The 25,133-nt window shown below is 64.2% G+C and carries 20 protein-coding genes and 1 pseudogene; 13 read left to right on the plus strand and 8 right to left on the minus strand.

What is annotated here, in order from left to right:
• Positions 1 to 266: 266 nt before the first annotated feature.
• The 4 genes from SO140_RS11940 to SO140_RS11955 all read left to right on the plus strand — a co-directional run bounded on the left by SO140_RS11940 (position 267) and on the right by SO140_RS11955 (position 3,199).
• On the plus strand, positions 267 to 686 hold the full coding sequence (locus SO140_RS11940; RefSeq protein WP_449378232.1) for an HIT domain-containing protein: 420 nt from the start codon (positions 267 to 269) through the stop codon (positions 684 to 686).
• A 27-nt stretch (positions 687 to 713) separates the two neighbouring features.
• The gene (nudC, locus tag SO140_RS11945; protein ID WP_449378233.1) at positions 714 to 1,658 is read left to right on the plus strand and encodes an NAD(+) diphosphatase; all 945 of its coding nucleotides are present in this window, start codon (positions 714 to 716) and stop codon (positions 1,656 to 1,658) included.
• A gap of 12 nt (positions 1,659 to 1,670) precedes the next feature.
• Entirely contained in the window at positions 1,671 to 2,591 is a 921-nt protein-coding gene (locus tag SO140_RS11950; protein ID WP_449378234.1) for a sugar kinase, read from the plus strand.
• A gap of 98 nt (positions 2,592 to 2,689) precedes the next feature.
• Entirely contained in the window at positions 2,690 to 3,199 is a 510-nt protein-coding gene (locus tag SO140_RS11955) for an Lrp/AsnC family transcriptional regulator (RefSeq protein WP_027520825.1), read from the plus strand.
• A 189-nt stretch (positions 3,200 to 3,388) separates the two neighbouring features.
• Here the strand turns inward: SO140_RS11955 and SO140_RS11960 are convergent, their stop codons facing one another.
• The 4 genes from SO140_RS11960 to SO140_RS11975 all read right to left on the minus strand — a co-directional run bounded on the left by SO140_RS11960 (position 3,389) and on the right by SO140_RS11975 (position 9,802).
• Positions 3,389 to 4,888 carry a phosphomannomutase/phosphoglucomutase gene (locus SO140_RS11960; RefSeq protein ID WP_449378235.1) on the minus strand — a complete coding sequence of 500 codons (1,500 nt, stop codon included), beginning with the start codon at positions 4,886 to 4,888 and terminating at the stop codon, positions 3,389 to 3,391.
• A 182-nt stretch (positions 4,889 to 5,070) separates the two neighbouring features.
• The gene (locus tag SO140_RS11965) at positions 5,071 to 5,586 is read right to left on the minus strand and encodes a TIGR02281 family clan AA aspartic protease (RefSeq protein WP_449378236.1); all 516 of its coding nucleotides are present in this window, start codon (positions 5,584 to 5,586) and stop codon (positions 5,071 to 5,073) included.
• Positions 5,587 to 5,865: 279 nt separating this feature from the next.
• On the minus strand, positions 5,866 to 8,343 hold the full coding sequence (hrpB, locus tag SO140_RS11970) for an ATP-dependent helicase HrpB (RefSeq protein WP_449378237.1): 2,478 nt from the start codon (positions 8,341 to 8,343) through the stop codon (positions 5,866 to 5,868).
• A 142-nt stretch (positions 8,344 to 8,485) separates the two neighbouring features.
• Complete coding sequence (locus tag SO140_RS11975; RefSeq protein ID WP_449378238.1) at positions 8,486 to 9,802, minus strand: UDP-glucose dehydrogenase family protein; 1,317 nt, start codon at positions 9,800 to 9,802, stop codon at positions 8,486 to 8,488.
• Positions 9,803 to 10,003: 201 nt separating this feature from the next.
• On the opposite strand from SO140_RS11975, the gene SO140_RS11980 reads away from it, so the two are divergent.
• From SO140_RS11980 to SO140_RS11995, 4 genes and pseudogenes are all read left to right on the plus strand, one after another.
• Positions 10,004 to 11,071 carry an acyltransferase family protein gene (locus tag SO140_RS11980; RefSeq protein WP_449378239.1) on the plus strand — a complete coding sequence of 356 codons (1,068 nt, stop codon included), beginning with the start codon at positions 10,004 to 10,006 and terminating at the stop codon, positions 11,069 to 11,071.
• Between the two features lie 196 nt (positions 11,072 to 11,267).
• Positions 11,268 to 14,223 (plus strand): annotated as a pseudogene (polA, locus tag SO140_RS11985) (DNA polymerase I).
• Positions 14,224 to 14,236: 13 nt separating this feature from the next.
• The gene (locus SO140_RS11990; protein WP_449378241.1) at positions 14,237 to 14,779 is read left to right on the plus strand and encodes an NADPH-dependent FMN reductase; all 543 of its coding nucleotides are present in this window, start codon (positions 14,237 to 14,239) and stop codon (positions 14,777 to 14,779) included.
• Positions 14,780 to 14,867: 88 nt separating this feature from the next.
• Positions 14,868 to 15,503 carry a LysE family translocator gene (locus tag SO140_RS11995; RefSeq protein ID WP_449378242.1) on the plus strand — a complete coding sequence of 212 codons (636 nt, stop codon included), beginning with the start codon at positions 14,868 to 14,870 and terminating at the stop codon, positions 15,501 to 15,503.
• A gap of 177 nt (positions 15,504 to 15,680) precedes the next feature.
• Here the strand turns inward: SO140_RS11995 and SO140_RS12000 are convergent, their stop codons facing one another.
• Positions 15,681 to 16,307 (minus strand): glutathione S-transferase family protein, encoded by a 627-nt coding sequence (locus tag SO140_RS12000; protein ID WP_449378243.1) that lies wholly within the window; start codon positions 16,305 to 16,307, stop codon positions 15,681 to 15,683.
• 204 nt (positions 16,308 to 16,511) lie between these two features.
• Here SO140_RS12000 and pyrE point away from each other — a divergent pair, with 204 nt between their 5' ends.
• Positions 16,512 to 17,075 (plus strand): orotate phosphoribosyltransferase, encoded by a 564-nt coding sequence (gene pyrE / locus SO140_RS12005; protein ID WP_449378244.1) that lies wholly within the window; start codon positions 16,512 to 16,514, stop codon positions 17,073 to 17,075.
• 209 nt (positions 17,076 to 17,284) lie between these two features.
• The gene (locus tag SO140_RS12010) at positions 17,285 to 18,049 is read left to right on the plus strand and encodes a DUF2865 domain-containing protein (protein WP_449378268.1); all 765 of its coding nucleotides are present in this window, start codon (positions 17,285 to 17,287) and stop codon (positions 18,047 to 18,049) included.
• Between the two features lie 9 nt (positions 18,050 to 18,058).
• Here the strand turns inward: SO140_RS12010 and SO140_RS12015 are convergent, their stop codons facing one another.
• Complete coding sequence (locus SO140_RS12015; RefSeq protein ID WP_449378245.1) at positions 18,059 to 18,490, minus strand: hypothetical protein; 432 nt, start codon at positions 18,488 to 18,490, stop codon at positions 18,059 to 18,061.
• 192 nt (positions 18,491 to 18,682) lie between these two features.
• Here SO140_RS12015 and SO140_RS12020 point away from each other — a divergent pair, with 192 nt between their 5' ends.
• On the plus strand, positions 18,683 to 18,973 hold the full coding sequence (locus tag SO140_RS12020) for a GIY-YIG nuclease family protein (RefSeq protein ID WP_449378246.1): 291 nt from the start codon (positions 18,683 to 18,685) through the stop codon (positions 18,971 to 18,973).
• Between the two features lie 72 nt (positions 18,974 to 19,045).
• Here the strand turns inward: SO140_RS12020 and SO140_RS12025 are convergent, their stop codons facing one another.
• Positions 19,046 to 19,279: a hypothetical protein gene (locus tag SO140_RS12025; RefSeq protein ID WP_449378247.1), complete on the minus strand. Its 234-nt coding sequence runs from the start codon at positions 19,277 to 19,279 to the stop codon at positions 19,046 to 19,048.
• 239 nt (positions 19,280 to 19,518) lie between these two features.
• Between SO140_RS12025 and SO140_RS12030 the strand changes: the two genes are divergently transcribed.
• Together SO140_RS12030 and SO140_RS12035 are read left to right on the plus strand one after the other, a co-directional pair.
• The gene (locus SO140_RS12030; RefSeq protein ID WP_449378269.1) at positions 19,519 to 22,044 is read left to right on the plus strand and encodes a glycogen/starch/alpha-glucan phosphorylase; all 2,526 of its coding nucleotides are present in this window, start codon (positions 19,519 to 19,521) and stop codon (positions 22,042 to 22,044) included.
• 235 nt (positions 22,045 to 22,279) lie between these two features.
• Positions 22,280 to 23,095, plus strand: a complete 816-nt coding sequence (locus SO140_RS12035) for an acyl-CoA thioesterase (RefSeq protein WP_449378248.1) — start codon at positions 22,280 to 22,282, stop codon at positions 23,093 to 23,095.
• A 247-nt stretch (positions 23,096 to 23,342) separates the two neighbouring features.
• Here SO140_RS12035 and SO140_RS12040 read toward each other — a convergent pair whose 3' ends face one another.
• Entirely contained in the window at positions 23,343 to 24,959 is a 1,617-nt protein-coding gene (locus SO140_RS12040) for a phosphoenolpyruvate carboxykinase (RefSeq protein WP_449378249.1), read from the minus strand.
• Between the last annotated feature and the right edge of the window lie 174 nt (positions 24,960 to 25,133).

Below are 25,133 nucleotides of genomic sequence, written 5' to 3' on the forward strand. Positions count from 1 at the left end.
TCAGCGCAGACCCGGGATCCATAACCACAGGATTGAGTTTGGCGAAGACTCGGGGTTACCAACTCGCGCCATGACTCCTTCCTGGGATTATGGGTCCCGGATCTGCGCTCCGCTTCGCTGCGCTTGTCCGGGACGACGATCGAGTATGCGGACTCCGCGGAGCACGATCCTTCCCCTAACGGAATCGCTGTCGTATGGTCGGAGCCAACACTCAGGGGTTCCTGCCCTCGCCGCCCGATCGCGCCGGGCCTTTCGGAAACACTTTCATGCCTGATCCCGCCTGGTCGCTGCACTCCCGCCTGAAAGAGGACACCATCGATATCGGCGACCTGCCGTTGTCGAAAGTGCTGGTCATCAAGGACGCGCATTACCCCTGGCTGTTGCTGGTGCCGCGCCGTGCGGATGCGGTCGAGATCATCGATCTCGACGAGGTCCAGCAGGCGCAATTGATGACGGAGATCACGCGCGTCTCCCGGGCGCTGAAAGAGACCACCAAATGCGACAAGCTCAACGTCGCAGCGCTTGGCAACCTCGTGCCGCAGCTTCACGTGCACATCATCGCGCGCCGCACCAGCGACGCTGCCTGGCCGCGCCCGGTCTGGGGGGTGATGCCGCCGTTGGCGCATGACGCCGAAGAGGTGCAGAACTTCATCAGCGCGCTTCGCCGCAAGATCTGGTTGGGTTGAAAGAACGATTGGGTTGAAAGAACAATAATGTCAGCATTCGACTCGTTTCCGCTGGGGCAGCCGGCCTTCGTCACCAACGTCCTCGATCGCGCCGCGCATCTGCGCCTCAATGACGAAAAACTCTTCGCACTCGAACAGAACCCGTCGTCGCGCGCTTATGTGATCTACCGCGACTCGCTCCTGGTGAAGCGCGAGGGCGAGCGCGTCCGCGCCCTGCTCTCGATCGATGAAGCCACCAAATGCGGCGCCAATCCCGGCACGATCTTCCTGGGGCTGCGCGATGGCGCTGCGGTGTTCGGCATGGGCATGCCGCAGGCGGCGGCCGAAAAACTCATCGGCAGTGAGGACTATAGCGTGACCGAATTGCGCGGCATGGCCATGCAAGGCGCGATTCCGCCGCAGGAGCTGTCCGCGATCGCGATGGCGAAGTCGATGGTCACCTGGCATCAGCGCCACGGCTATTGTGCCAATTGCGGTGCGCGCAGCGCGATGAGGGAAGGCGGCTGGAAGCGCGAGTGTCCTGCTTGCAAGGTCGAGCATTTTCCGCGCACCGACCCGGTCGTGATCATGCTGGTCGCCTCCGGCGACAAGTGCCTGCTCGGCCGCCAGAAGCAGTTTCCGCCGGGCATGTATTCCTGCCTCGCCGGCTTCGTCGAGGCGGCCGAGACCATCGAGGACGCGGTGCGCAGGGAGATCTTCGAGGAATCCGGCATCCGCTGCACCGATGTGCAGTATTACATGACGCAGCCCTGGCCCTACCCGTCGTCACTGATGATCGGCTGCAGCGCACGCGCGTTGACCGATGAGATCACCGTCGACCACTCGGAGCTGGAGGACGCGCGCTGGTTCAGCCGCGACGAGGCCCGGCTGATGCTGACGCGGACGCATCCGGACGGGCTTGCCGGCCCGCACCCCTTCGCCATCGCCCATCATCTGGTCGGCCGCTGGTTGCAGGGCAAGGACGGCGTATAGCGGCGACCGCCGATGTCCGCCAAAACGATCGCGCCACGCATCCTCTGCATCGGCATCCCCGTGCGCGACCTCACCTTCCGCGTGGAAGGCGTGCCCGAGCATGGCAGCAAGGCGAACGCCACGCATCTGGAGGAGATCTGCGGCGGCAACGCGCTCAACGCCGCGATCACCATCGCGCGGCTCGGCGGCCGCGTCGCCTTCGCGGGACCGATGGGTGATGCGCAGGAAACCTCAAGTGGCTTCATCCTCGAGCGCATGGCGCAAGAGGGCATCGATGCCAGACACGTCGTGCGCATGCCGGGCCTGACGACGCCGGTCTCGGCGATCATGATCGACGCGAGCGGCGAGCGCACCCTCGTCATCTATCGCGATCCCAAACTCTGGACAGTGAAGCTGCCTGATGCCGACGCGCTGCTCGGCGATTGCGACGCGATTTTGGTCGAGAGCCGCTGCGCCGAATTCGCCCTTCCCCTCTGCGCCGAGGCGCGACGCCGCGGCATAGCCGTCATCGTCGGCGTCGACCGCGCGATGTCGCAAGGCGATGGCCTCTTCGCGGTCACCTCGCACATCCTGTTCGCCAGCGAGCAGTTGCAGGAAACGGCCGGTGTTGCCGACGACGGTGGAGCGCTGAAGACGCTTGCGAGGCTGACACCGGCATTCGTCGCCGCCACCCGCGGCCCGCGCGGCACGATCTGGCTGAACGAGCGGGGTGGGCTGGAGGAGACGGCGGCCTTTCCGGTTCATGCCGTGGATACGCTCGGCGCGGGCGACGTCTTCCATGGCGCGTTTGCCCTTCGCCTCGCCGAAGGCGTGGAGGCCCGGGAGGCGCTTCGATTCGCCGCGGCCGCGGCCGCGCTGAAATGCACTCGCTTTGGTGGCGGCCTCGCCGCGCCGCAACGCATTGAAGTTGAAGGGCTTTTGCTCGGAAGCTAACCAGCGCGGGCACCCTGTCGCCTGAATATCAGCTTGCTCTAGAAGATTTTTCTATATATGAGGGGTTTCGACCCCTGAAATGGAAAAAAGTTCCTCAAATGAGCGACCTCGCCGTCCAACTCCCAGAGACCAACCGCCGCCTCGACGCCATCGACCGCAAGATTCTGATGGTCCTCCAGGAAGATGCCTCCCTGTCGGTTGCCGAGATCGGCGACCGGGTCGGACTATCCTCCACGCCTTGCTGGAAGCGCATCCAGCGTCTGGAGGCCGATGGGGTGATCCTCAAGCGGGTGGCGCTGGTCGACCAGAACAAGATCGGGCTCGGCATTTCGGTGTTCGTGTCGGTCGAGAGCGCCGACCATTCGGAGGCCTGGCTGAAGAAATTCGCCGAGGCCGTCAGCGCTATGCCCGAGGTGATGGAGTTCTACCGCATGGCGGGCGATGTCGATTACATGCTGCGCGTCGTGGTCGCGGACATGCAGGCCTATGACGTCTTCTACAAGAAGCTGATCAGCGCCGTGCCGCTCAAGAACGTCACCTCGCGCTTCGCCATGGAGAAGATCAAGTCGGTCACCGCACTGCCGATCCCGGCGGTGGTGGCGGCTTAGGCTTCGAATCTCACCACAACGGAACTGTCATCGCCCGACTTGACCGGGCGATCCAGTACTCTGAGACGTTCGTTATTGAACCGAGAAGCCGCGGCGTATTGGATGCCCCGCCGGAGCCTGTCATCGGGCTCGCCGAAGGCGAGACCCGGTGGCGGGGCATGACAGCGGTGAAAGAGGCGGGAGCCTCGCTCAAATCTTCTGATTGTACTCGCCGACTTCCGGATGCGTGCGCAGCACGCTATTCACCATCTCGAACATGTCGTGCATGCGCTGCTCGGAGACCGGGCTTTCGACCACCACGACGAGCTCGGGCTTGTTCGAGGATGCGCGCACCAGGCCCCAGCTTCCGTCCTCCACCGTGACACGCACGCCGTTGACGGTGACGAGATCGCGGATCGCCTGGCCGCCGATCTTCGCACCGCCCTTCTGAAGACCTTCAAAGTGCTTCACCACGGCGTCGACGACGCCATACTTGGCCTCATCGGCACAGTGCGGCGACATGGTCGGCGACGACCAGGTTTTTGGCAGCGCGTTCTTCAGATCCGCCATCGTTTTACCGGGGGCGCGGTCAAGCATGTCGCAGATCGCGATCGCGGAGACGAGGCCATCATCATAGCCGCGTCCGAATGGTTTGTTGAAGAAGAAGTGGCCCGACTTCTCGAACCCGGCAAGCGCGCCCATCTCGTTGGTGCGGCGCTTCATGTAGGAATGGCCGGTCTTCCAGTAGGCGGTCTTCGCGCCCTGCTTCTGCAGCACGGGATCGGTGATGAACAGGCCGGTCGACTTCACGTCGACGACGAACTGCGCGTCCTTGTGGATCGCCGACATGTCGCGCGCCAGCATCACGCCGACCTTGTCGGCAAAGATCTCCTCGCCCGTATTGTCGACGACGCCGCAGCGATCGCCGTCGCCGTCGAAGCCGAGGCCGACGTCGGCCTTGTGATGCAGCACGGCGTCGCGGATCGCGTGCAGCATCTCCATGTCCTCGGGGTTCGGATTGTACTTCGGGAAGGTGTGGTCGAGCTCGGTGTCGAGCGGGATCACCTCGCAGCCGATCGCCTCCAGCACCTGCGGCGCGAATGCACCGGCGGTGCCGTTGCCGCAGGCCGCGACCACCTTGAGCTTGCGCTTCAGCTTCGGACGGTTGGTGAGATCGGCGATATAGCGCGCCGGATAATTTTCGTGGAACTGATAGGAGCCGCCGACCTTGTTCTTGAAATCGGCGCCCAGCACGATCTCCTTCAGCCGCGTCATCTCATCGGGGCCGAAGGTCAGCGGACGGTTGGCACCCATCTTCACGCCGGTCCAGCCATTGTCGTTATGCGAGGCCGTGACCATGGCGACGCAGGGCACATCCAGGTCGAACTGCGCAAAATAGGCCATCGGTGTCACGGCGAGGCCAATGTCATGCACCTTGCAGCCCGCCGCCATCAGGCCGGAGATCAGCGCATATTTGATCGAGGCCGAATAGCCGCGGAAATCGTGCCCGGTGACGATCTCCTGTTTGACACCGAGCTCGGCGATCAGCGCACCCAGCCCCATGCCGAGCGCCTGCACGCCCATCAGGTTGATTTCTTTCTGAAACAGCCAGCGCGCGTCGTATTCGCGAAAGCCTGTGGCCTTCACCATCGGCTCGGATTCGAAGGCATAGGTGTTGGGCAGCAGCGCGGATTTCGGCTTGGGAAACATCGAGACAATCTCGTTAATGGGCAGGAGGAATATACCGCAGGCATAGCGAATGCTCAGGCCGAGCGGAAGGCGGGATCGGCGGCTTATGGCGGATAATTGCGGCAGTTTGGTAACGGGGAAACCTTACCCGCCGCCCTTCAAATCAACGCAACAAAGCGAAATGAAGCCCGGAGCGACCCGCGCTATTGCTCCAGCACCATCTGGCCGTTGGCGTATTCGAAGCGCCTCAGCTTGGACAGAAAGGAAAGCCCGAGCAAATTCTCCGACAGCGCCTCGTCCGGCAACACCATGGCATCGACGTCGCGAACGATGAGGCCGCCGACGTCGAGCATGGCGATGCGGGTGCGCGCGCCCTTGATGGTGCCGTTGGCGGTGGCGACGCTGGCGTTGTAGTCGCCGCGCGACGGGCGCAGGCCGAAACGGGCAGCCGAGGTCTCATTCAGCGCCACCACGGAAGCGCCGGTGTCGACCATGAAGCCGATGCGCTGACCGTCGATGCGCCCCTCGGTCTGAAAGTGGCCGCGGGCGTCGGGCGGGATGCTGACGCTGCGATTGCTCGCTTGCGGCGCGGCCGCCTGCACTGCGGCCATCTGGCGCGGCGCCGAGGTGGCGGAGGCGGAGCTCATCTTGTCGGCCATCTGCGCCATGAATGTGCCCAGCCCAATCATGATGGCCGCGAAGATCATAATGTTACGCATGGCACCACTCGGAACCGAAAACACGATTTCAGCACGCTACGCGTCCCTCCGCGAGCGAGCTTGCGGCCGGGACGCCGCCATTTTGGCGAAAAGCGTGACGGAAGGGTTAATGCGACCGCGTGGCAACACCACAAAGCCCTCATCCTGAGGAGCCCGCGAAGCGGGCGCCTCGAAGGATGGCCGCGGGTACGAGCGGGGCCTGCATGGTTCGCCCGGCGATGCGCAGCATCGTCCGGAGACGCGCGTTCCGCGCTCCTCACCATGAGGGTCTGCCCCGGTTTACGTCCCGCGCGGCTTGGCACGCCGGGTCGGGAGCGCATTCGCTGGATCGTCCGGCCAGGGATGGCGCGGATACCGGCCGCGCAGGTCGGAGCGGACCGCGATGTAGCTACCACGCCAGAAGCCGGGCAGGTCGCGCGTCACCTGCACCGGGCGCTGTGCCGGAGACAGCAGTTCGAGAACGAGCGGCACCTTGCCGCCCGCGATGGACGGATGAGTGTTGAGGCCGAACAGTTCCTGGAGCCGGACGGCGATGGTCGGGCCCTGCTCGGCCTCGTAATCGATCGCGAGCATCGTCCCGGTCGGCGCCTCGAAATGGGTGGGCGCCTCGCGTTCGAGCCGTGCGCGCAGCTCCCACGGCAGCAGCGCCATCAGCGCCTCGGAGAGGTCGCCGGCGGCGACGTCCTTCAGCGCCGTCTTGTCGTAGAGCGCGGGCACCAGCCAGTCATCGCGCCGCGCGATCAAGGCGGCGTCGGACAGATCGGGCCAGCTCTCGCCTTCGGCCTTGCGCAGGAACATCACGCGGTCGCGCCATTGAATGGCGGCTTTCGACCAGGGCAACCGATCGAGACCGGCGGCAATCAGGCCGTCGGCGAGGAGGCGGGCCGTCGTCTCGGACGGCGTGAGCGTGAGCGGCGCCTCGGACAACGTGATGGCGTGCAGCGCACGTTTGCGACGTGCGCGCAGCGCCATTGCACCGCGATCGAAGGAAATCTCGTCCGAGGTTTCGATGTGCTCGGCGAAGTGACCTTCAATATCGTCCTCGCTGATCGGCGCGGCAAGCAGGATGCGTCCGCTCGCCGCCGTACCCGTCATCTCGGCCACCGCTATGTAGGGCGCGCGCGCAAGGGAAGACGTCTGCTCGACGGCCGCGCCGCGGCCGTTGGCGAGCACGAAGCTGCCGTTGCCGCGGTTGCGCGCAACGCGGTCGGGGAAGGCGTAGGCGAGCATGATGCCGGTGCGCAAGTCGCCCTGCCTCGGCGTCCCATTCTCCGATGACGCGACTTGCGAGGCCCAGCGTCGTGCGAGGTCGCGGGCGCTGGTGGCACGCGGTGAGCGGTCGCGGCGGAATTGGTCGAGACGATGGTCGAGATCGACGCTGTCGCCGCCGAGCCCGCGCTCGGTGAGGATCGCGGCGATTTCGGCGGCGGCCCCGCCGCTGCCAGCGCGATGCGAATCCACGATCATGCGTGCGAGCCGCGGTGGCAGCGCCAACGCGCGCAGGCTCTTGCCTTCCGCGGTGATGCGACCGTCGGCATCGAGCGCGTTGAGCTCGGCAAGCAGGCTGTTTGCCTCTTTCAGGGCGGGCTGAGGCGGCGGATCGAGAAACGAGAGCGCGGCAGGATCGCTGACGCCCCATTGCGCAAGATCCAGCACGAGCGAGGAGAGGTCCGCGCTCAGAATTTCAGGCTGCGTGTAGGGCGCGAGCGAGGCGGTCTGCGGCTCGTCCCAGAGCCGGTAGCACACGCCGGGCTCGGTGCGGCCGGCGCGGCCGCGGCGCTGATCGACCGCAGCGCGCGAAGCTCGCACGGTCTCTAGCCGCGTCAAGGCGATATCGGGCTCATAGCGCGGCACGCGGGCGAGGCCGCAATCCACGACGATGCGCACGCCCTCGATGGTGAGCGAGGTCTCCGCGATCGAGGTCGCCAGCACCACCTTGCGCGTGCCCTTGGGCGCCGGCGCGATGGCGCGGTCCTGCACGGCGGCATCCAGCGCGCCGAACAACGGCACGATCTCGATTGCAGCATCATGGATGCGTTCGGCGAGAAAGTTCTGCGTGCGCCGGATCTCGGCCGCGCCGGGCAGGAACGCCAGCACCGAGCCGGCGTCAGTGCGCAGCGTAGAGGCAATCGCATCCGCCATCTGCCGCTCCAGCGGGGCGTCCGCCTTGCGGCCGAGATAGCGCGTCTCGACCGGGAACGCACGGCCCTCGCTCTCGACGACGGGCGCTTCCCCCAGCAGCCTCGCCACCCGGGCGCCGTCCAGCGTCGCCGACATCACGAGGATGCGCAGATCCTCGCGCAGGCCCAATTGCGCATCGCGCGCCAGCGCGAGACCGAGATCGGCATCGAGCGAGCGCTCGTGGAATTCATCGAACAGGACGGCGGCAACGCCTGTCAGTTCGGGATCGTCGAGGATCTGGCGGGTGAAGATGCCTTCCGTCACCACCTCGATGCGGGTCGCACGCGAGATTTTCGAACCGAAGCGGACGCGATAACCGACGGTCTCGCCGGCGCGCTCGCCGAGCGACTTGGCCATGCGGTCGGCGCTCGCGCGCGCCGCGATGCGCCGCGGCTCCAGCACGATGATCTTCTTGTCCCTGGCCCAGGGCGCATCCAGCAGCGCCAGCGGCACGCGCGTGGTCTTGCCGGCACCAGGCGGCGCCACCAGCACGGCAGCATTATGCGCTTCCAGCGTGCGCGACAGGTCGTCGAGCACCGCATCGATCGGTAGGGGCGTGTCGAAGCTGCGAGCCAATATCCGGCATCCGTCATCGCCCGCCTCGTGCGAAATGGCGGACTAAAGAGGGCGATCCAGTAAACTCAGACCCTCGTCACCGACGAGGGTCGAGCATACTGGATACCCCGCCTTCGCGGGGTATGACAACAAGATGCGGCGATCAAACCTGCCCGGCGGGTCGTCCGACGCTCTCATAGACGAAGCCGGCGGCTTCCATGTCTTCGGGACGATAGATGTTGCGCAAATCGACCACGACCGGCTGCACCATGGTCTCCTTCAGCCGATCGAGATCGAGCGCGCGGAATTGCACCCATTCGGTGACGATGACAAGCGCGTCCGCGCCCTTGGCGCAGGCATACGCATCCTCGCAATATTCGATCGCCGGCAGCTCGTGCTTGGCCTGGTCCATGCCGACCGGGTCGTAGGCGCGCACCTTCGCGCCCATGTCGAGCAGTCCGGTCACCAGCGGGATCGACGGCGCATCGCGCATGTCGTCGGTGTCGGGCTTGAAGGTGAGACCGAGCACGCCGATGGTCTTGCCGCGCAGCGCGCCGCCAAGCGCGTGGCTGACCTTGCGCGCCATCGCGCGCTTGCGGTTCTCGTTGACGGCAAGCACGGATTCGACGATGCGCAGGCTCACATCATAGTCCTGCGCGATCTTGATCAGGGCCTTGGTGTCCTTCGGGAAGCAGGATCCGCCGAAGCCCGGGCCCGCATGCAGGAACTTGGTGCCGATGCGGTTGTCCAGGCCAATGCCGCGCGCGACCTCCTGGACGTTGGCGCCGACCTTCTCGGACAAATCGGCGATCTCGTTGATGAAGGTGATCTTGGTCGCCAGAAACGCGTTGGCGGCGTACTTGATCATTTCCGCGGTGCGGCGCGCGGTGAACATCAGCGGCGCCTGGTTCAGCGACAGCGGACGGTAGATGTCGCTCATCACTTTTCGGCCACGCTCGTCATTCGTGCCTACCACGATGCGATCAGGGAACTTGAAATCGCGGATCGCTGCGCCCTCGCGCAGGAATTCAGGATTGGACGCGACCACCACATCGGCCTTCGGATTGGTCTCGCGGATGATGCGTTCGACCTCGTCGCCGGTGCCGACCGGAACCGTGGACTTGGTAACGACGACCGTGAAACCGGAAAGCGAGGCAGCGATCTCCCGCGCGGCGGCGTAGACGTAAGACAAGTCAGCATGACCATCGCCGCGCCGCGACGGCGTGCCGACCGCGATGAACACGGCGTCCGCCTCCGCAACCGGCCCCGAAAGGTCGGTCGTGAAGCTCAGGCGCTTGGCCTTCACGTTGGTCTCGACCAGCGAGTCCAGCCCCGGCTCGTAGATCGGGATCTCGCCGCGGTGGAGCGCGGCGATCTTGCGCTCGTCCTTGTCGACGCAGGTGACGTCATGGCCGAAATCCGCAAAGCACGCACCGGAAACCAGCCCTACATAGCCCGTGCCGATCATGGCAATTCGCATGAAAAACCTGCCTGTCTTGGTTAACGCATGATGACGCTTTGGAGCGGTCTTAAAGCATTTTCAGGTCCGCGGGGAAGAGGCTGATCCCCAGAAAAACGGCAAGAAGACCGGCATGTGATTTGTACAGTAAAGGGGACCGAAACCTGCCGCCGGCATACTGTGCCTCGCTCTTGGGCGGTAAGCGCCTCGAAAAGGGACACCATGACACCAATTGGCACGATCGCGGCAAGCGGAGGCTCCAAGACCTCGCCGCCGGCGCGCGTCGATTGGGTCGATTATGCCAAGGGCATCTGCATCGTCATGGTCGTGATGATGCACTCGGTGATCGGGGTTGAGCTCGCTGCCGGCGAACCCGGGTTCATGCATGGTCTGGTCGCCTTCGCAAAGCCGTTCCGGATGCCGGATTTCTTCCTGATTTCGGGACTATTCTTGCCGCTCGTGATCGACCGCGACTGGCGAATCTATCTCGACCGCAAGGTCGTGCATTTCGCCTATTTTTATGTCCTCTGGGTGACAATCCAGTTTGGCTTCAAGGCGCCGGCTTTCGCAGCCGAAACGGGCTGGCGCGATGCGGGCCTTCTGTACCTCGAATCATTCATCGAGCCGTTCGGCACGCTCTGGTTCATCTACCTGCTGCCGATCTTCTTCGTCGTCACAAAACTGACACGACGAATCCCGCCGCTCGCGATCTGGCTCGCAGCAGTGCTGCTGGAGACGGCCCGCATCGCAACAGGATGGACCGCCATCGACGAGTTCTGCGCGCGCTTCGTCTATTTCTACTCCGGTTATCTGTTTGCCGATTACGTGTTCGCGTTGTCGGAACGCGCGCGCAGGCATCCCGCCGTTGCCCTTGCCGCGCTTGGCGCGTGGGCGCTCATCAATGCGGGTCTCGTCGCACGCGGCGCAAGCGAATGGCCGATGATCTCGCTTCTGCTCGGCTTCTCCGGAGCCGTCGCCATCGTAACGCTGGGCACGCTGCTCGCGCATTCGCGCTGGCTCAACTTTCTTCGGTTCTGCGGCGAGCATTCGATCGTGATCTATCTCGCCTTCTTCCTGCCGATGGCCGCGACGCGGACGCTGCTGCTGCGCACCGGCATCGTTCCCGACATCGGCATGATGTCGGTGATCGTCACCATCGTGGGCGTGGTCGGTGCACTCTTGATCTGGCAGGCCGCGCTGCGCATGCATGCGAACTTCCTGTTCGAGCGGCCGAACGCCTTCTGGGTCGCGCCGAAGAAGGCGGGGCCGGTGTTGCAGGCGGCGGAATAGTTTCTCGCTCCGCGGTCGTCGCCCGGCTCGACCGGGCGACCCAGTCTTCCAGAGACAGCGGTTATTGACCGATGGGCCGCGGCGTACTGGATTCCCCGGTCAAGCCGGGGAATGACAGTGGGGATAGCGGCGCCAGCAGCCCAAAAATCGCCCCTCCAAGGCTGTCAAATGCCGCAAAAATTCATACATTGCGGCCATGCCCAAAACCTCCCCGAAGACCACCGCCAAAGCTGACTCCAAGGCTGCTGCGCCCAAGGCGGCCGCCGAAACCAAATCCGCTGCTGCCAAGCCTGCTGCCAAACCCGTGGCGGCGAAGAGGGCCGCCAAGGGTGATCACGTCTTCCTGGTCGACGGTTCCTCCTATATTTTCCGCGCCTATCACGCGCTGCCGCCGCTCAACCGCAAGTCCGACGGCTTGCAGGTCAACGCCGTGCTCGGCTTCTGCAACATGCTGTGGAAGCTGCTCCGCGACATGCCCGCGGACAACCGGCCGACGCATCTGGCGATCGTGTTCGACAAGTCGGAAGTCACCTTCCGCAACAAGATCTATCCCGACTACAAGGCGCACCGGCCGCCGGCGCCGGACGATCTCATTCCGCAATTCGCGCTGATCCGCGAGGCCGTGCGCGCCTTCGACCTGCCCTGCCTGGAACAGGTGGGCTTCGAGGCCGACGATCTGATCGCGACCTATGTGCGGCAGGCCTGCGAGCGTGGCGCGAGCGCGACCATCGTTTCCTCCGACAAGGATCTGATGCAGCTCGTCACCGACTGCGTCACCATGTACGACACCATGAAGGATCGCCGTATCGGCATTCCCGAGGTGATCGAGAAATTCGGCGTGCCGCCGGAGAAGGTGGTCGAGGTGCAGGCGCTCGCCGGTGATTCCACCGACAACGTGCCGGGCGTGCCCGGCATCGGCATCAAGACCGCGGCGCAACTGATCGTCGAATATGGCGACCTGGAGCAGCTTCTGTTCCGCGCGACCGAGATCAAGCAGCCGAAGCGGCGCGAAGCGCTGATCGAGAATGCCGAGAAGGCGCGGATTTCGCGCCAGCTCGTGCTGCTCGACGACAAGGTCGATCTCGAGGTGCCGCTCGACGATCTTGCCGTCCACGAGCCCGACGCGCGCAAGCTGATCGCCTTCCTGAAGGCGATGGAGTTCACGACGCTGACCCGCCGCGTCGCCGAATACGCCCAGGTCGATCCCGCCGATGTGGAGGCCGATCCCGGCTACAAGACCGGCGCCAGCGTGTTCTCGCCACTGCCGCCCTCGGACGTCGTGCCGGCGTCGGAAGCTGGCGCAGCAGCGCAAGCTGCGCCCAAGGAGGCCAACAAGGCCGCCGGCAAGGAAGACAAGGCCGCCAGTCCCAAGGGCACGCCGGTCTCGCTCGCCGAGGCCCGCGCGGAGGCCGCGCGCAAGACCAGGATCGACCGCGCCAAATATCAGACGATCAAGACCCTCGACCAGCTCAACGCGCTGATCGCGCGCATCCACGATACCGGCCATGTCGCGATCGAGGTGAAGGCAAGCTCGGAAGACCCGATGCAGGCCGATATCTGCGGCATCGCGCTGGCGCTCGGCGCTGATGATGCCGCCTATGTGCCGCTGGCCCACAAGCCGCCGGGCGGCGGCGCCGGACTGTTCGACGCCGGGCTCGCACCCGACCAGGTGAAATTCGAAGCGGCCGTTGCCGCGCTGAAGCCAGTGCTCGAATCGAATGGCATCCTGAAGATCGGATACAATGCCAAGTTCATCGCGGTGCTGTTGGCGCAGGCCGGCATCACACTATGCAACCATGACGACGCGGAATTGATCTCCTATGTGCTCGATGCCGGCCGGGGCTCGCACGCGTTGGAATCGCTCGCCGAGCGCTGGCTCGGCCACGCTGTGCTGGCCGAAAGCGAGCTCGTCGGCAGCGGCAAGAACAAGCTCACCTTCGACCAGGTCGCGATCGACAAGGCGACCGAGCATTCGGCCGAGCGCGCCGATGTGGCCCTGCGCTTATGGCACGTGCTGAAGCCGCGCCTTATCGCCGAGCACATGACCGCCGTCTACGAGACGCTGGAGCGTCCGCTCACCAGCGTGCTCGCGCGCATGGAACGTCGCGGCATCTCGATCGACCGCCAGGTGCTGTCACGCCTGTCGGGCGACTTTGCCCAGACCGCGGCGCGGGTGGAAGCCGAGATCCAGGAGATCGCCGGCGAGCCCGTCAATGTCGGCAGCCCGAAGCAGATCGGCGACATCCTGTTCGGCAAGATGGGACTTCCGGGCGGCACCAAGACCAAGACCGGCGCGTGGTCGACGACGGCCCAGGTGCTGGATGATCTCGCCGAGCAGGGCCACGGCTTCCCGAAAAAGATCTTGGAATGGCGCCAGGTCTCGAAGCTGAAATCGACCTACACCGACGCGCTGCCGACTTACGTCAATCCGCAGACCCATCGCGTGCATACGACCTACGCGCTGGCAGCGACCACCACCGGCCGGCTGTCGTCGAACGAGCCGAACCTGCAGAACATCCCGGTTCGCACCGAGGACGGGCGAAAGATCCGCCGCGCCTTCATTGCAACGCCTGGCCACAAGCTGGTCTCGGCCGACTATTCGCAGATCGAGCTTCGGCTGCTCGCCGAGATCGCCGACATTCCCGTGCTCAAGCAGGCCTTCAAGGACGAGCTCGACATTCACGCGATGACCGCGTCGGAAATGTTCGGCGTGCCGATCAAGGGCATGCCGAGCGAAATCCGGCGCAGGGCCAAGGCGATCAATTTCGGCATCATCTACGGCATCTCGGCGTTTGGCCTTGCCAACCAGCTCGGCATCGCGCGCGAGGAGGCCTCCGCCTACATCAAGAAGTATTTTGAGCGCTTCCCCGGCATCCGCGCCTATATGGACGAGACGCGCGATTTCTGCCGGAACCACGGCTATGTCACCACGCTGTTCGGCCGCAAATGTCACTACTGTGTATAAGAGACAGGCGCAGATGCTGCTTCAGGTGCATGACGAATTGATCTTCGAGGTGCCGGATGCGGAGGTGGAGGCGACGCTCCCGGTCGTGCAGCACGTGATGCAGGACGCGCCGTTCCCGGCCGTGCTGCTCTCGGTGCCGCTGCATGTCGATGCCCGCGCGGCGACCAATTGGGACGAGGCGCACTGACGGCGGACACTTGATGAAGATCGCAACGATCTCCGGCAGCTTGCGCGCCGGTTCGAGCAATACGGCTGCGCTGCGCGCAGCGGCTCTGCTCGCGCCTGTTGGCGTCGAAGTCGTGGCCTTCGAAGGAATTGCGGACCTGCCCTTCTTCAATCCGGATCTCGATGGCGACGACGTGCCTGCCCCGGTCGGCGCAATGCGCAACCTCATCGGAAGCGTGGATGGCCTCCTGATCTCCAGCCCCGAATATGCCCGCGGTGTCGCCGGCGTCCTGAAGAACGCGCTCGACTGGCTGGTCGGAAGCCATGAATTTCCGGGCAAGCCGGTCGCCTTGATCAACACGTCGCCTCGCGCCACGCACGCGCTTGCTGCCCTCACTCTCACCTTGGAGACGATGTCGGCCCGGATCGCAGAGGACGCTTGCGTGACGCTGCCCCTGCTCGGCGGTGCCTGGGACGAGCGTAGCATCGCCGCAGATCCTGCAGTCGCGGCGCCGCTGCGTTCGGCGATGGAACGTTTTGCCGCGTTCGTCAGGAGCGTGCAGGCCGACGTGTCCTAATTAATGAATTGTCCTGCGTGCAATTGCGCGATAGCGGCGCGGACCCTCGCATATTAGAACCAGAGCATCTCCCGCACGGGTTCTACCGATGCCCCACACATCCTCCCTGCTCGGCTTCGCCCTCGTCTGCTTCGGCATCGCGCTGACGCCGGGGCCGAACATGATCTATCTGATCTCGCGCTCGATCACGCAGGGGCCCGCATCCGGCATCGTCTCGCTCGGCGGCGTGGCGCTGGGCTTCGTGTTCTACATGCTGTGCGCGGCGTTCGGCATCACCGCGCTGCTGCTCGCCATTCCCTTTGCCTATGACGCGCTGCGCTTCGCCGGCGCCGGCTATCTGTTCTGGCTCGCCTGGCAGGCGGTGAAGCCGGGCGGACGCTCGCCGTTTCAGGTGAAGAAGCTCGCCGTCGACAGCCCGCGAAAACTGTTCGCGATGGGGTTCGTCACCAACCTGCTCAATCCCAAGATCGCGATGCTCTATCTGGCGCTGCTGCCGCAGTTCATCGACCCCGCCGTCGGCAGCGTGCTGGCGCAGTCGCTGGTGCTGGGTGCGATCCAGATCGCGATCAGTGTCAGCGTCAACGCGATGATTGCGCTTGCGGCCGGCTCGATCGCGCTGTTCCTGGCGACCCGCCCGAGCTGGATGCTGGTGCAACGCTGGCTGATGGGCACGGTGCTCGCCGGGCTTGCCGTGCGGATGGCGGTGGAAGCGAAGCGGGTATAGCCGAGCAGCAAAGCACATGCTCGTGTCCCGGACGCGCTGCAGCGCTCCCCGGCGATCCGAAGCATCGTCCGGTGCGCTGCTGCGCAGAGCCAGGACCTAATTCCACATGGGCCCCGGCTCTGCAGTGCACCGCTAACGCGCTGTACTGCGTCCGGGGCACGAGAGCCGACTGGTCGACTAATCCAGTTTCGCCTCAATCCCGCGCTTCACCGCGGGGCGCGCCATCAGCGCCTCGTACCAGCGCTTCACGTTCGGAAAATCCGCCAGCTCCACCTTGTGGCGCGGGTGGCGCCAGGCCCAGCCCAGGATGGCGAAATCGGCGACCGAGAGATCGCCCGCGACGAAGTCGCGGCCCTCGAGGCGGCGATCCAGCACGCCGTAGAGACGGCGCGTCTCGGCCATATAGCGCTTCAACCCGTAGGCGCGGTCCTGCTCGTTCTCCAGCGCGATGAAGTGATGCACCTGGCCGGGCATCGGTCCGAAGCCGCCCATCTGCCACATCAACCATTCATAGACGGGAACGCGGCCGGCCAGCGATTTCGGGAGGAATTTGCCGGTCTTCTCGCCGAGATAGAGCAGGATCGCACCGGATTCGAACACGCTGACGGGCTTGCCGTCCGGCCCCTCGGGGTCGACGATCGCCGGGATCTTGTTGTTCGGACTGAGCTTGAGGAACTCGGGCGCCATCTGTTCGCCCTTGGTGATGTTGACCGGGAAGACCTTGTAAGGGAGCCCCATTTCCTCCAGCGCGACCGAAATTTTTCGGCCGTTCGGCGTATTCCAGGTGTGGAGCTCGATGGTCATTTGCCGGTTTCCTTCCCGCTTTGTCTGGCACCCCACTACTCCAGGACGTCGCGGCCTTACAACCAGCGGTCCGGCATGGTGGCTGTCCGAAAGGCGCGGACGATCCCCTGTTGACGGTGGTTTTGCGGGGCCACCCCCCTCTGGCATGTCGGCTCTGTGGCGGATAAATTCCGCCTCCTCCAAAAGTGCCCCAGAGGGACCGTCGTGTCGAAATCAGCCTCCCGCGCCCGCTTGTTCGAAATCATCCGCCGGCGCTCCTTCGGCCGCGGCGAGGTGACGCTCGCGTCGGGCCGCAAGAGCGATTTCTATTTCAACCTGAAGCCGACCATGCTCGACCCCGAAGGGGCGACGCTGCTCGCCGAGCTCACCTATGAAGCGCTGAAGGACGACGAGCTCGATTTCATCGGTGGACTGGAGATGGGCGCGGTGCCACTCGCCGGTGCGCTCGCGCAGATCTCATGGATCAAAGGCCATCCGATCGCGGCCTTCTTCGTGCGCAAGAAGCCGAAGGAGCACGGCGCCAAGCTTGCCATCGAAGGCCTTGCCAAGGGCGAGACGCTTCAAGGCAAGCGCGTCGTGATCGTCGAGGACGTCACCACCACCGGCGGCTCGGCGCTGAAGGCGGTGGAATCGGTGCGCGAGGCCGGCGCCAATGTGGTGCTGGTGCTGACCATGGTCGACCGCGAGGAAGGCGCCAATGATACCTTCGGTCAGGCCGGCCTGCCGTTCCGCTCGCTCTACAAGGCGTCGGAATTTTTGAAGGGTTGAGACGGCAAGGCTCTGTCCATCGTCTTGCCCGGGCTTGTCCCCGGCCTTGACGCGATTCGATCCAACAACCGCCACGGTCATCGCTCATTTACTATCCGACACTATGGTGAATCAGCGCTGAGACACGTCGCTCTCGGTGCGGTTCGTGGCGTCGGGTGGAGTGGGCATTGCGTACAGATTTGTCCAATGTGCGTTGGCCGCACCGCGCGATGATTGTGGCTGCAACTGTTGCCACGCCGCTTCTCGTGGCGCCTGCCCCCGTGTCCGCCGAGGGCCTGTTCGACTTCTTCTTCAACGCACTACAGCGTCCGCAGCGCAGCGCGCCGCAGGCGAGTTCCTATATCGATCCCTTCGCGGCGGCGCAGCCGAATGGGCCCGCCCAGGATTCGCCGACGCGTTCGGCCGCCAGCGGTTCCGGTCCGGCGTTCTGTGTGCGCACCTGTGACGGCAAGTATTTCCCGCTGATGCGCGGCGTGGCCTCGCCGGCGCAGATGTGTCAGGCGTTCTGTCCTGCCACCACGACAAAAATCTATTTCGGCTCGAACATCGACGGCGCCACTTCGCAGACCGGCGAGCGCTATGCCGATAGCGAGAACGCGTTTGCCTTCCGCAAGGCGCTCCGTGCGGACTGCACCTGCAATGGCCGCGAGCCGGTCGGACTTGCGCCGGTGGACTTGGCGCTCGATACGTCGCTGAAGGCCGGTGACGTGATCGCGACGAGCGACGGTCTCGTTGCCTATACCGGCGTTCGCCTCGGCAACGAGCAGGCCGCCGACTTCACACCGGTCGCCTCCTATCCCGGCCTCACCGCACAGGTCCGCTCCCGCCTCGGCGAGATGAAGGTTGCGCCGGTGCGCGCCGAGACGGTGGCGACGGACGCGCCACCCCCTGAGATCGTGCGCGAGACGCCGCCGGATGTGACGGTGCCGAAGACGCCGACGCAGAAATCGGGCAGGCGCGCGGGGCTGAATTGACGCTTCGCGTCACCGTCCGATGATCACGCCGATCACGTTCGGCGCTGCCAGATACTTCTCCTCGATCGCCGCGCGCGCAGCGGCGCGGTTTTCCGGCGTGAGCAATCCGCGCTTCTCGGCGAGGATCATCCAGCAAAACCCCCACCAGTCCGTCAGCATGCCCGCGTCGTCGACGAGGTCATAACCTTGCTCGGCCGCGAAGATGCGCGCCTGCGCCTCGTCGAGCGTGTCGAGGAACAGGTGGTCCCCGGCCGAGAACAGGTCATCGCTGATGTCATCGATGGTGTAGCCCCAGATCGACTGGCACACCGCGTTGAACTCGCGATCGATCTGGTCGTCATCGACCGCGTAGCGCCGCGCCGCCTGATGCAGCCGCGACAGCGAGCGCGCGAAGTCGCCAATTCGGGTGAGGGCGAATTGATCAAAGGCAATGGTGGACATGTAGTCCTCGCGAAATCGGACAGACGCTAGATATTGTGTCGGCAACACGCCGAATCACAATGATATATCAAAGGCTTGCTAAACTGTTCTTAATTTGTTCTGTTGAACATTTGGCTGGCTGAAAAGCGTCGTCCTGGCGAAAGCCAGGACCCATTACCCCGGTCAGCGTTGCTCTTGCGAGATTGCCCCACCATGAGCGCAGGCAGCTACTACGTCTACATCCTGGCCAGCCGCCATCACGGAACGCTGTACATCGGCGTCACCAACGACATCCGTACGAGGCTTGAGCTGCACCGCTCCGGTCGCGGGTCGAAGTTCGTGCAGAAATACAAAATCTTCCGCCTCGTCCACCTCGAAGCATTCGCGACGCCGCAGGACGCTATCGCGCGCGAGAAGCAACTGAAGTTCTGGAAACGTGATTGGAAGATCAAGCTAATCGAACAAGAAAATCCCGATTGGAATGACCGGTCGGGCCTCATCTGACAGCCGGGGTAATGGGTCCTGGCTTTCGCCAGGACGACGATGGGGAGCGAGCCTTGGCTCCTACCTCCGCCCTCAATTCGCCGCCGACAGCATCCTGTCGCCGCAATAATTCGCGTAGAACTTGCCGCCGCATTGGCGCTTGATGGCGGCGCAGCGCGCGGCGGGTGTGGCGTTTTGGGGCAGGGAGAATGCGCAACTCACGCCGTCAGCGCTGCGGCGGATCTGGCCGGCGGCAAAGGCGGCGCTGGAGGCGGTGATGCAGATCACGAGCAGAGCGGCGGTGGCGATTTCGATCAGCAGTCTCATGGACGTACTCTCCCTCCACACCAAGGGCTGAATCCTTCACCAATCTAGCACGAAAATCCCCCTCTCTCCGTGCGCGACCGGGTTCCCAAAGCGGCCCATTCCTTGCATAAATTTACGCCAGCGCAGTGCACGGTCGCGCCGACAATGGTTCCGCTTCCGCGGCGAGCCGCGTAAGGTTTGCCGCGCACGATTTGGCGCGTAAGCTTTGTTCAGTGTCCCGAGACCAGGAAGTGACTGTTTTGCAAGAGCAATCGTCCCAGCCGAATTTTCCCGCAGCCGGCCAGCCCATCGACGAGCTGGCACTGGCGGAGATCAAGGGTGCGATCCTGGCAAAGCTGCGCCTTGCCATCGGCAAGGACGCGGGCATGGCGACCAGGCACGACTGGTACCAGGCCGCAGCTCTCGCGCTACGCGACCGTATCGTGCATCGCTGGCTCAGCGCGGAGAAGCGCAGCTACGATGCCGGACGCAAGCGCGTCTACTATCTCTCGCTCGAATTCCTGATCGGCCGTCTCTTCACCGACGCGCTGAACAACATGGGACTGCTCAACATCTTCGAGGTCGCACTCGGCGATCTCGGCGTCTCGCTCCCTGAGCTGCGCAAATGCGAGCCGGATGCCGCGCTCGGCAACGGCGGCCTGGGGCGGCTCGCCGCCTGCTTCATGGAGAGCATGGCGACGCTGTCGATCCCCGCGATCGGCTACGGCATCCGGTATGATTACGGCCTGTTCCGCCAGATCATCAATCAGGGCTGGCAGCAGGAATATCCGGACGAATGGCTGAGCTTTGGCAATCCCTGGGAATTGCAGCGGCCGGAAGTCATCTATCACGTCCATTTCGGCGGCGGCGTCGAGCATGTCGACGACAAGGGCCGTGACCGCTCGATCTGGCATCCGGCCGAGACCGTGCAGGCAATCGCCTATGACACTCCGATCGTCGGCTGGCGCGGCCAGCACGTCAACGCGCTGCGGCTGTGGTCGGCGCGCTCGCCCGATCCGCTGAAGCTCGACGTGTTCAATTCGGGCGACTATGTCAGCGCCTCGTCCGAGCAGGCGCGCGCGGAAGCGATCTGCAAGTTCCTCTATCCGAATGATGAGAGCCCGGCCGGCCGCGAGCTGCGCCTGCGGCAGGAATACTTCTTCGTCTCGGCCTCGCTCCAGGATCTTGTCAAGCGACATCTCTCCTCCGACGGACAGCTGCGCAGCCTGTCCATGAAGGTCGCGGTGCAGCTCAACGACACGCATCCGTCCCTTGCCGTGACCGAATTGATGCGGATCCTGATCGACCTGCACAATTTCCGCTGGGACGAGGCGTGGAAGATCACCGTCGCCACGCTCTCCTACACCAACCACACGCTGCTGCCAGAAGCGCTGGAAACCTGGCCGGTCGAGCTGTTCGAGCGGCTGTTGCCGCGGCATCTCGAGATCATCTACCGCATCAACGTTCAGCACCTCGCGCTGGCCGAAGCGCGCTGCCCCGGCGACATCGATTTCCGCGCCTCGGTCTCGCTGATCGACGAGAAGAGCGGCCGCCGCGTGCGCATGGGCCAGCTCGCCTTCGTCGGCTCGCACCGCATCAATGGCGTCTCGGCGATGCATTCGGACCTGATGCGCGAGACCGTGTTCCACGATCTCAACCATCTCTATCCTGGCCGCATCACCAACAAGACCAACGGCATCACCTTCCGCCGCTGGCTGATGCTGGCGAACCCGAAGCTCACCGACCTCTTGCGCGAGGCCTGCGGCGAGGCCGTGCTCGACGATCCCACGCAACTGATGCTGCTGGAAGCGCGCGCCAGCGATGTCGCGTTCCAGCAGAAATTCCGCGCGGTCAAGCATCACAACAAGACGGCGCTCGCGCGCGTGATCGGCGAGCGACTCGGCATCAAGGTCGACCCGGGCGCGCTGTTCGACGTGCAGATCAAGCGTATCCACGAATACAAGCGCCAGCTTCTCAACATCATCGAGACGGTCGCGCTGTACCAGGCGATCAAGGACAATCCCAACGGCAACTGGGTGCCGCGGGTGAAGATTTTTGCCGGCAAGGCGGCGGCGAGCTACCGCTACGCGAAGCTGATCATCAAGCTGATCAACGACGTCGCCGAGGTCGTCAACAACGATCCCGCGATCGGCGGCAAGCTCAAGGTCGCCTTCCTGCCCGACTATAACGTCAGCCTCGCCGAGGTGATCATTCCCGCGGCCGATCTCTCCGAGCAGATCTCGACCGCCGGCATGGAAGCCTCCGGCACCGGAAACATGAAGCTGGCGCTGAACGGCGCCATCACCATCGGCACGCTCGACGGCGCCAATATCGAGATCCGCGACCATGTCGGCGCGGAGAACATCGCGATCTTCGGCATGGAGGCTGGCGACGTGATGATCCGGCGCAAGCAGGGCCTGGATGCGGCCGACGTGATCCGCAGATCCCCGCAGCTCTGGCGCGCCATCAATTCGATCGGCAGCGGCGAGTTCTCGCCCGGCGATCCCGGCCGCTTCGAATCCATCGCGCATGCGCTGCGCTATCTCGACCATTACATGGTCAGTGCCGACTTCGATTCCTATTACGAGGCGCAGCGTAGCATCGACGCGCGCTGGCAGGTGGCGCCGGCCTGGACACGGGCCTCCATCCTCAACGTCGCGCGCATGGCCTGGTTCTCCTCCGACCGCACCATCCGCGAATATGCCGAAGAGATCTGGAACGTGCCGGTGAATCCGGTCACGCCGCCATTTCAGGAAGCAGAGGACCAGCGCGGCGCGACAGGCTGAGCTGATTTTCCGCTCGGCGAAATCTGCGTTACCTGTGAGGTCATTGCATAATTCCTCTGCAATGATGATATGACCGTCATCATCTCCAAGGGAGGGGCGTCAGTGATGGTCACCCTCGCCTCAACGATCGTCATTGCGAGCGAAGCAATCCAGAATCTTTGCGCAGCGGGAGTCTGGATTGCTTCGTCGCTTCGCTCCTCGCAATGACGACCGGGTCGGTATCGAGGTCTAGTTCATGCACGCCAAACTCCCGCACCTCTTCGACGAAGCGACGCGCATCACCGCCGGTGACAGTTGCTGGCAGGGTCAGACCAGCGACGACTACTGGGCCTTCGTCGGCCCATTCGGCGGCGCTACGGCTGCGACGATTTTGCGCGCACTGATCGACCATCCGCAGGCCGCCGGCGACCCGCTGTCGATGACCGTGAACTACTGCGCGCCGATCGCCAAGGGCGTGTTCGATCTCGACGTGCGGCTGGTGAAGGCCAATCGCTCCAGCCAGCATTGGTGCGTCGAGCTGTCACAGGACGGCGGCGAGGTCGCAACGCTTGCCACCGCCGTGTTTGCCGATCGCCGCCCCTCCTGGTCCCATCAGGTGGCACAGTTTCCCGACGCGCCGCCTTTTGAAGCGACGCTGCCCTTTCCCAAGATCAAGGCGTCCTGGGCCAACCAGTACGAATTCCGCTTCGTCGAGGGAGAGATGCGGATCGGCGCCGGGAAGGAAGAACTAGCCAGCACCTATTCGAAGGTGTGGATCAGCGATCGCACACCGCGCAAGCTCGACATGCCGTCGCTGATGGCAATGTCGGATGCTTTCTTCGGCCGCATCTTCCACGCGCGGCGCGAGCTGGTGCCGTTCGGCACGGTGTCGCTGACGACCTATTTTCACACTGACAGCGAGGCGCTCGCCGCCGAGGACATCACGCGCGTGCTCGCCACCGCCGATGCCAAGATCTTCCACAAAAGCTACGGCGATCAGACCGGCGAGCTGTGGTCGCCCAACGGCCGCCTGCTCGCGACCACGACGCAGATCGCGTATTTCAAGGCGTGAGTACACTCGTCGTCCCGGACAAGCGAGCGGAGCGAGCGCAGATCCGGGACCCATACCCCCAGGGAGTAGTTTGGCGAAAGATTCGGAGTTGTCAGCTCGCGCCACAACTTCTCCCTGGGGGTATGGGTCCCGGCCTTCGCCGGGACGACACCGAGCGCGTGGCCGGCGGCTACAGCGGTGTGCCAACAGACGCAAACAAAAAGGGCGGCCTCTCGGCCGCCCTTTTTCATTTCCACGTAACGAAGCGTTACTCCGCCGCCAGCTTCACATCCGGCGCGGCGGCGCGGACTTCGGCGTCGACCTGGGCTTCGAACTTGGCAAAGTTCTTCTGGAACATGCCGACCAGCGCGCGAGCAGTCTTGTCGAACTCGTCCTTGTCCTTCCAGGTGTTGACCGGGTTGAGGATCTCAGCTGGCACGCCCGGCAACGCGGTCGGGACCGCGAAGCCGAAATATTTGTCGGTGCGGAATTCGACGTTGCGAAGCGATCCGTCGAGCGCGGCGGTGAGCAGCGCGCGCGTCACCTTGATCGGCATGCGCGAGCCGACACCGTACTTGCCACCGGTCCACCCGGTGTTGACCAGCCAGCAGTCGACATTGTGCTGGGCGATCAGGTCGCGCAGCATGTTGCCGTAGACGCTTGGATCGAGCGGCAGGAAGGGCGAGCCGAAGCAGGTGGAGAATTCCGGCTGCGGCTCGTTGCCGAGGCCGCGCTCGGTGCCCGCAACCTTCGCCGTGTAACCGGACAGGAAGTGGTACATCGCCTGTGCCGGCGAGAGCTTTGCGATCGGCGGCAGCACGCCGAAGGCGTCGGCGGCGAGCATCACCACGTTCTTCGGCTGCGGCGCACGTCCGGTGCGCGAGGCGTTGGGGATGAAATCCAGCGGATAGGCCGAGCGCGTGTTCTCGGTCTTGGAGCCGTCGTCGAAATCGACGACGCGGGTGTCTTCGTTGAGCACGCAGTTCTCGAGCACCGCGCCGAAGCGCGTCGAGGCGGCGTAGATCTCCGGCTCGGCATCCTTCGACAGCTTGATGCACTTGGCGTAGCAGCCGCCTTCGAAATTGAACACGCCGTTCGGGCCCCAGCCATGCTCGTCGTCGCCGATCAGCGTGCGGTTCGGATCGGCCGACAGCGTGGTCTTGCCGGTGCCGGACAGGCCGAAGAAGATCGCGGTGTCACCCTTCGATCCGACATTGGCCGAGCAATGCATCGGCATCACGCCACGCTCGGGCAGGTAATAGTTCAGCGTGGTGAAGACCGACTTCTTCATCTCGCCGGCATAATAGGAGCCGCCGATCAGCACGATCTTGCGGGCGAAGTCGATCGCGACGACGTTCTCCGACTTGCAGCCGTGACGTTTCGGATCGGCGCGGAAGCTCGGCATGTCGATGATGGTGAGCTCGGGCACGAAGGTCGACAGCTCGATCGCCTCGGGGCGGATCAGGAGCGTGCGGATGAACAGCGAGTGCCAGGCGAGCTCGGTGAAGACACGCGTCTTGATCCGGTAGGCCGGATCGGCGCCGCCATAGAGGTCCTGCGCGAACAGGCTCTTGCCTTCGGCGTGCTTGAGGAAATCCTGATAGAGCGTCTCGAACTGCTCCGAGGTGATCGACTGATTGCCGGCCCACCACATCTTCTTGTCGGTGGTGGCGTCGCGAACCGTGAACTTGTCCTTCGGGCTGCGGCCGGTGAACTCACCGGTATCCGCGCAGAGCGCGCCGTCTGCGGAGAGCACCGCTTCTCCGGCGGAGAGCGAGTACTGATAAAGTTGTGGTGCGCCGAGATTCCAATGAACCCGCTTGAGATTCTTTAAGCCGAATTTGTCGGCGCCAAAGGCACCGTTGCGCACGCCCGTCTCTTGCACGAAAAATCCTCCTAGAACCCGCATTATTGGCGCGATCATCTTTGAGCGCCATCCATCGCGGCCACCGTGAATAATAGGCCGTCCGGCCTCGGCTGAACGACCTAATACTGATGAACGCTGGCGTTGCCAAGCTGATCCCGTAGGATTTGGTTTATTCAAGGGCCGGGCCAAAAG

The sequence above is a fragment of the Bradyrhizobium sp. UFLA05-108 genome, from assembly GCF_059803455.1.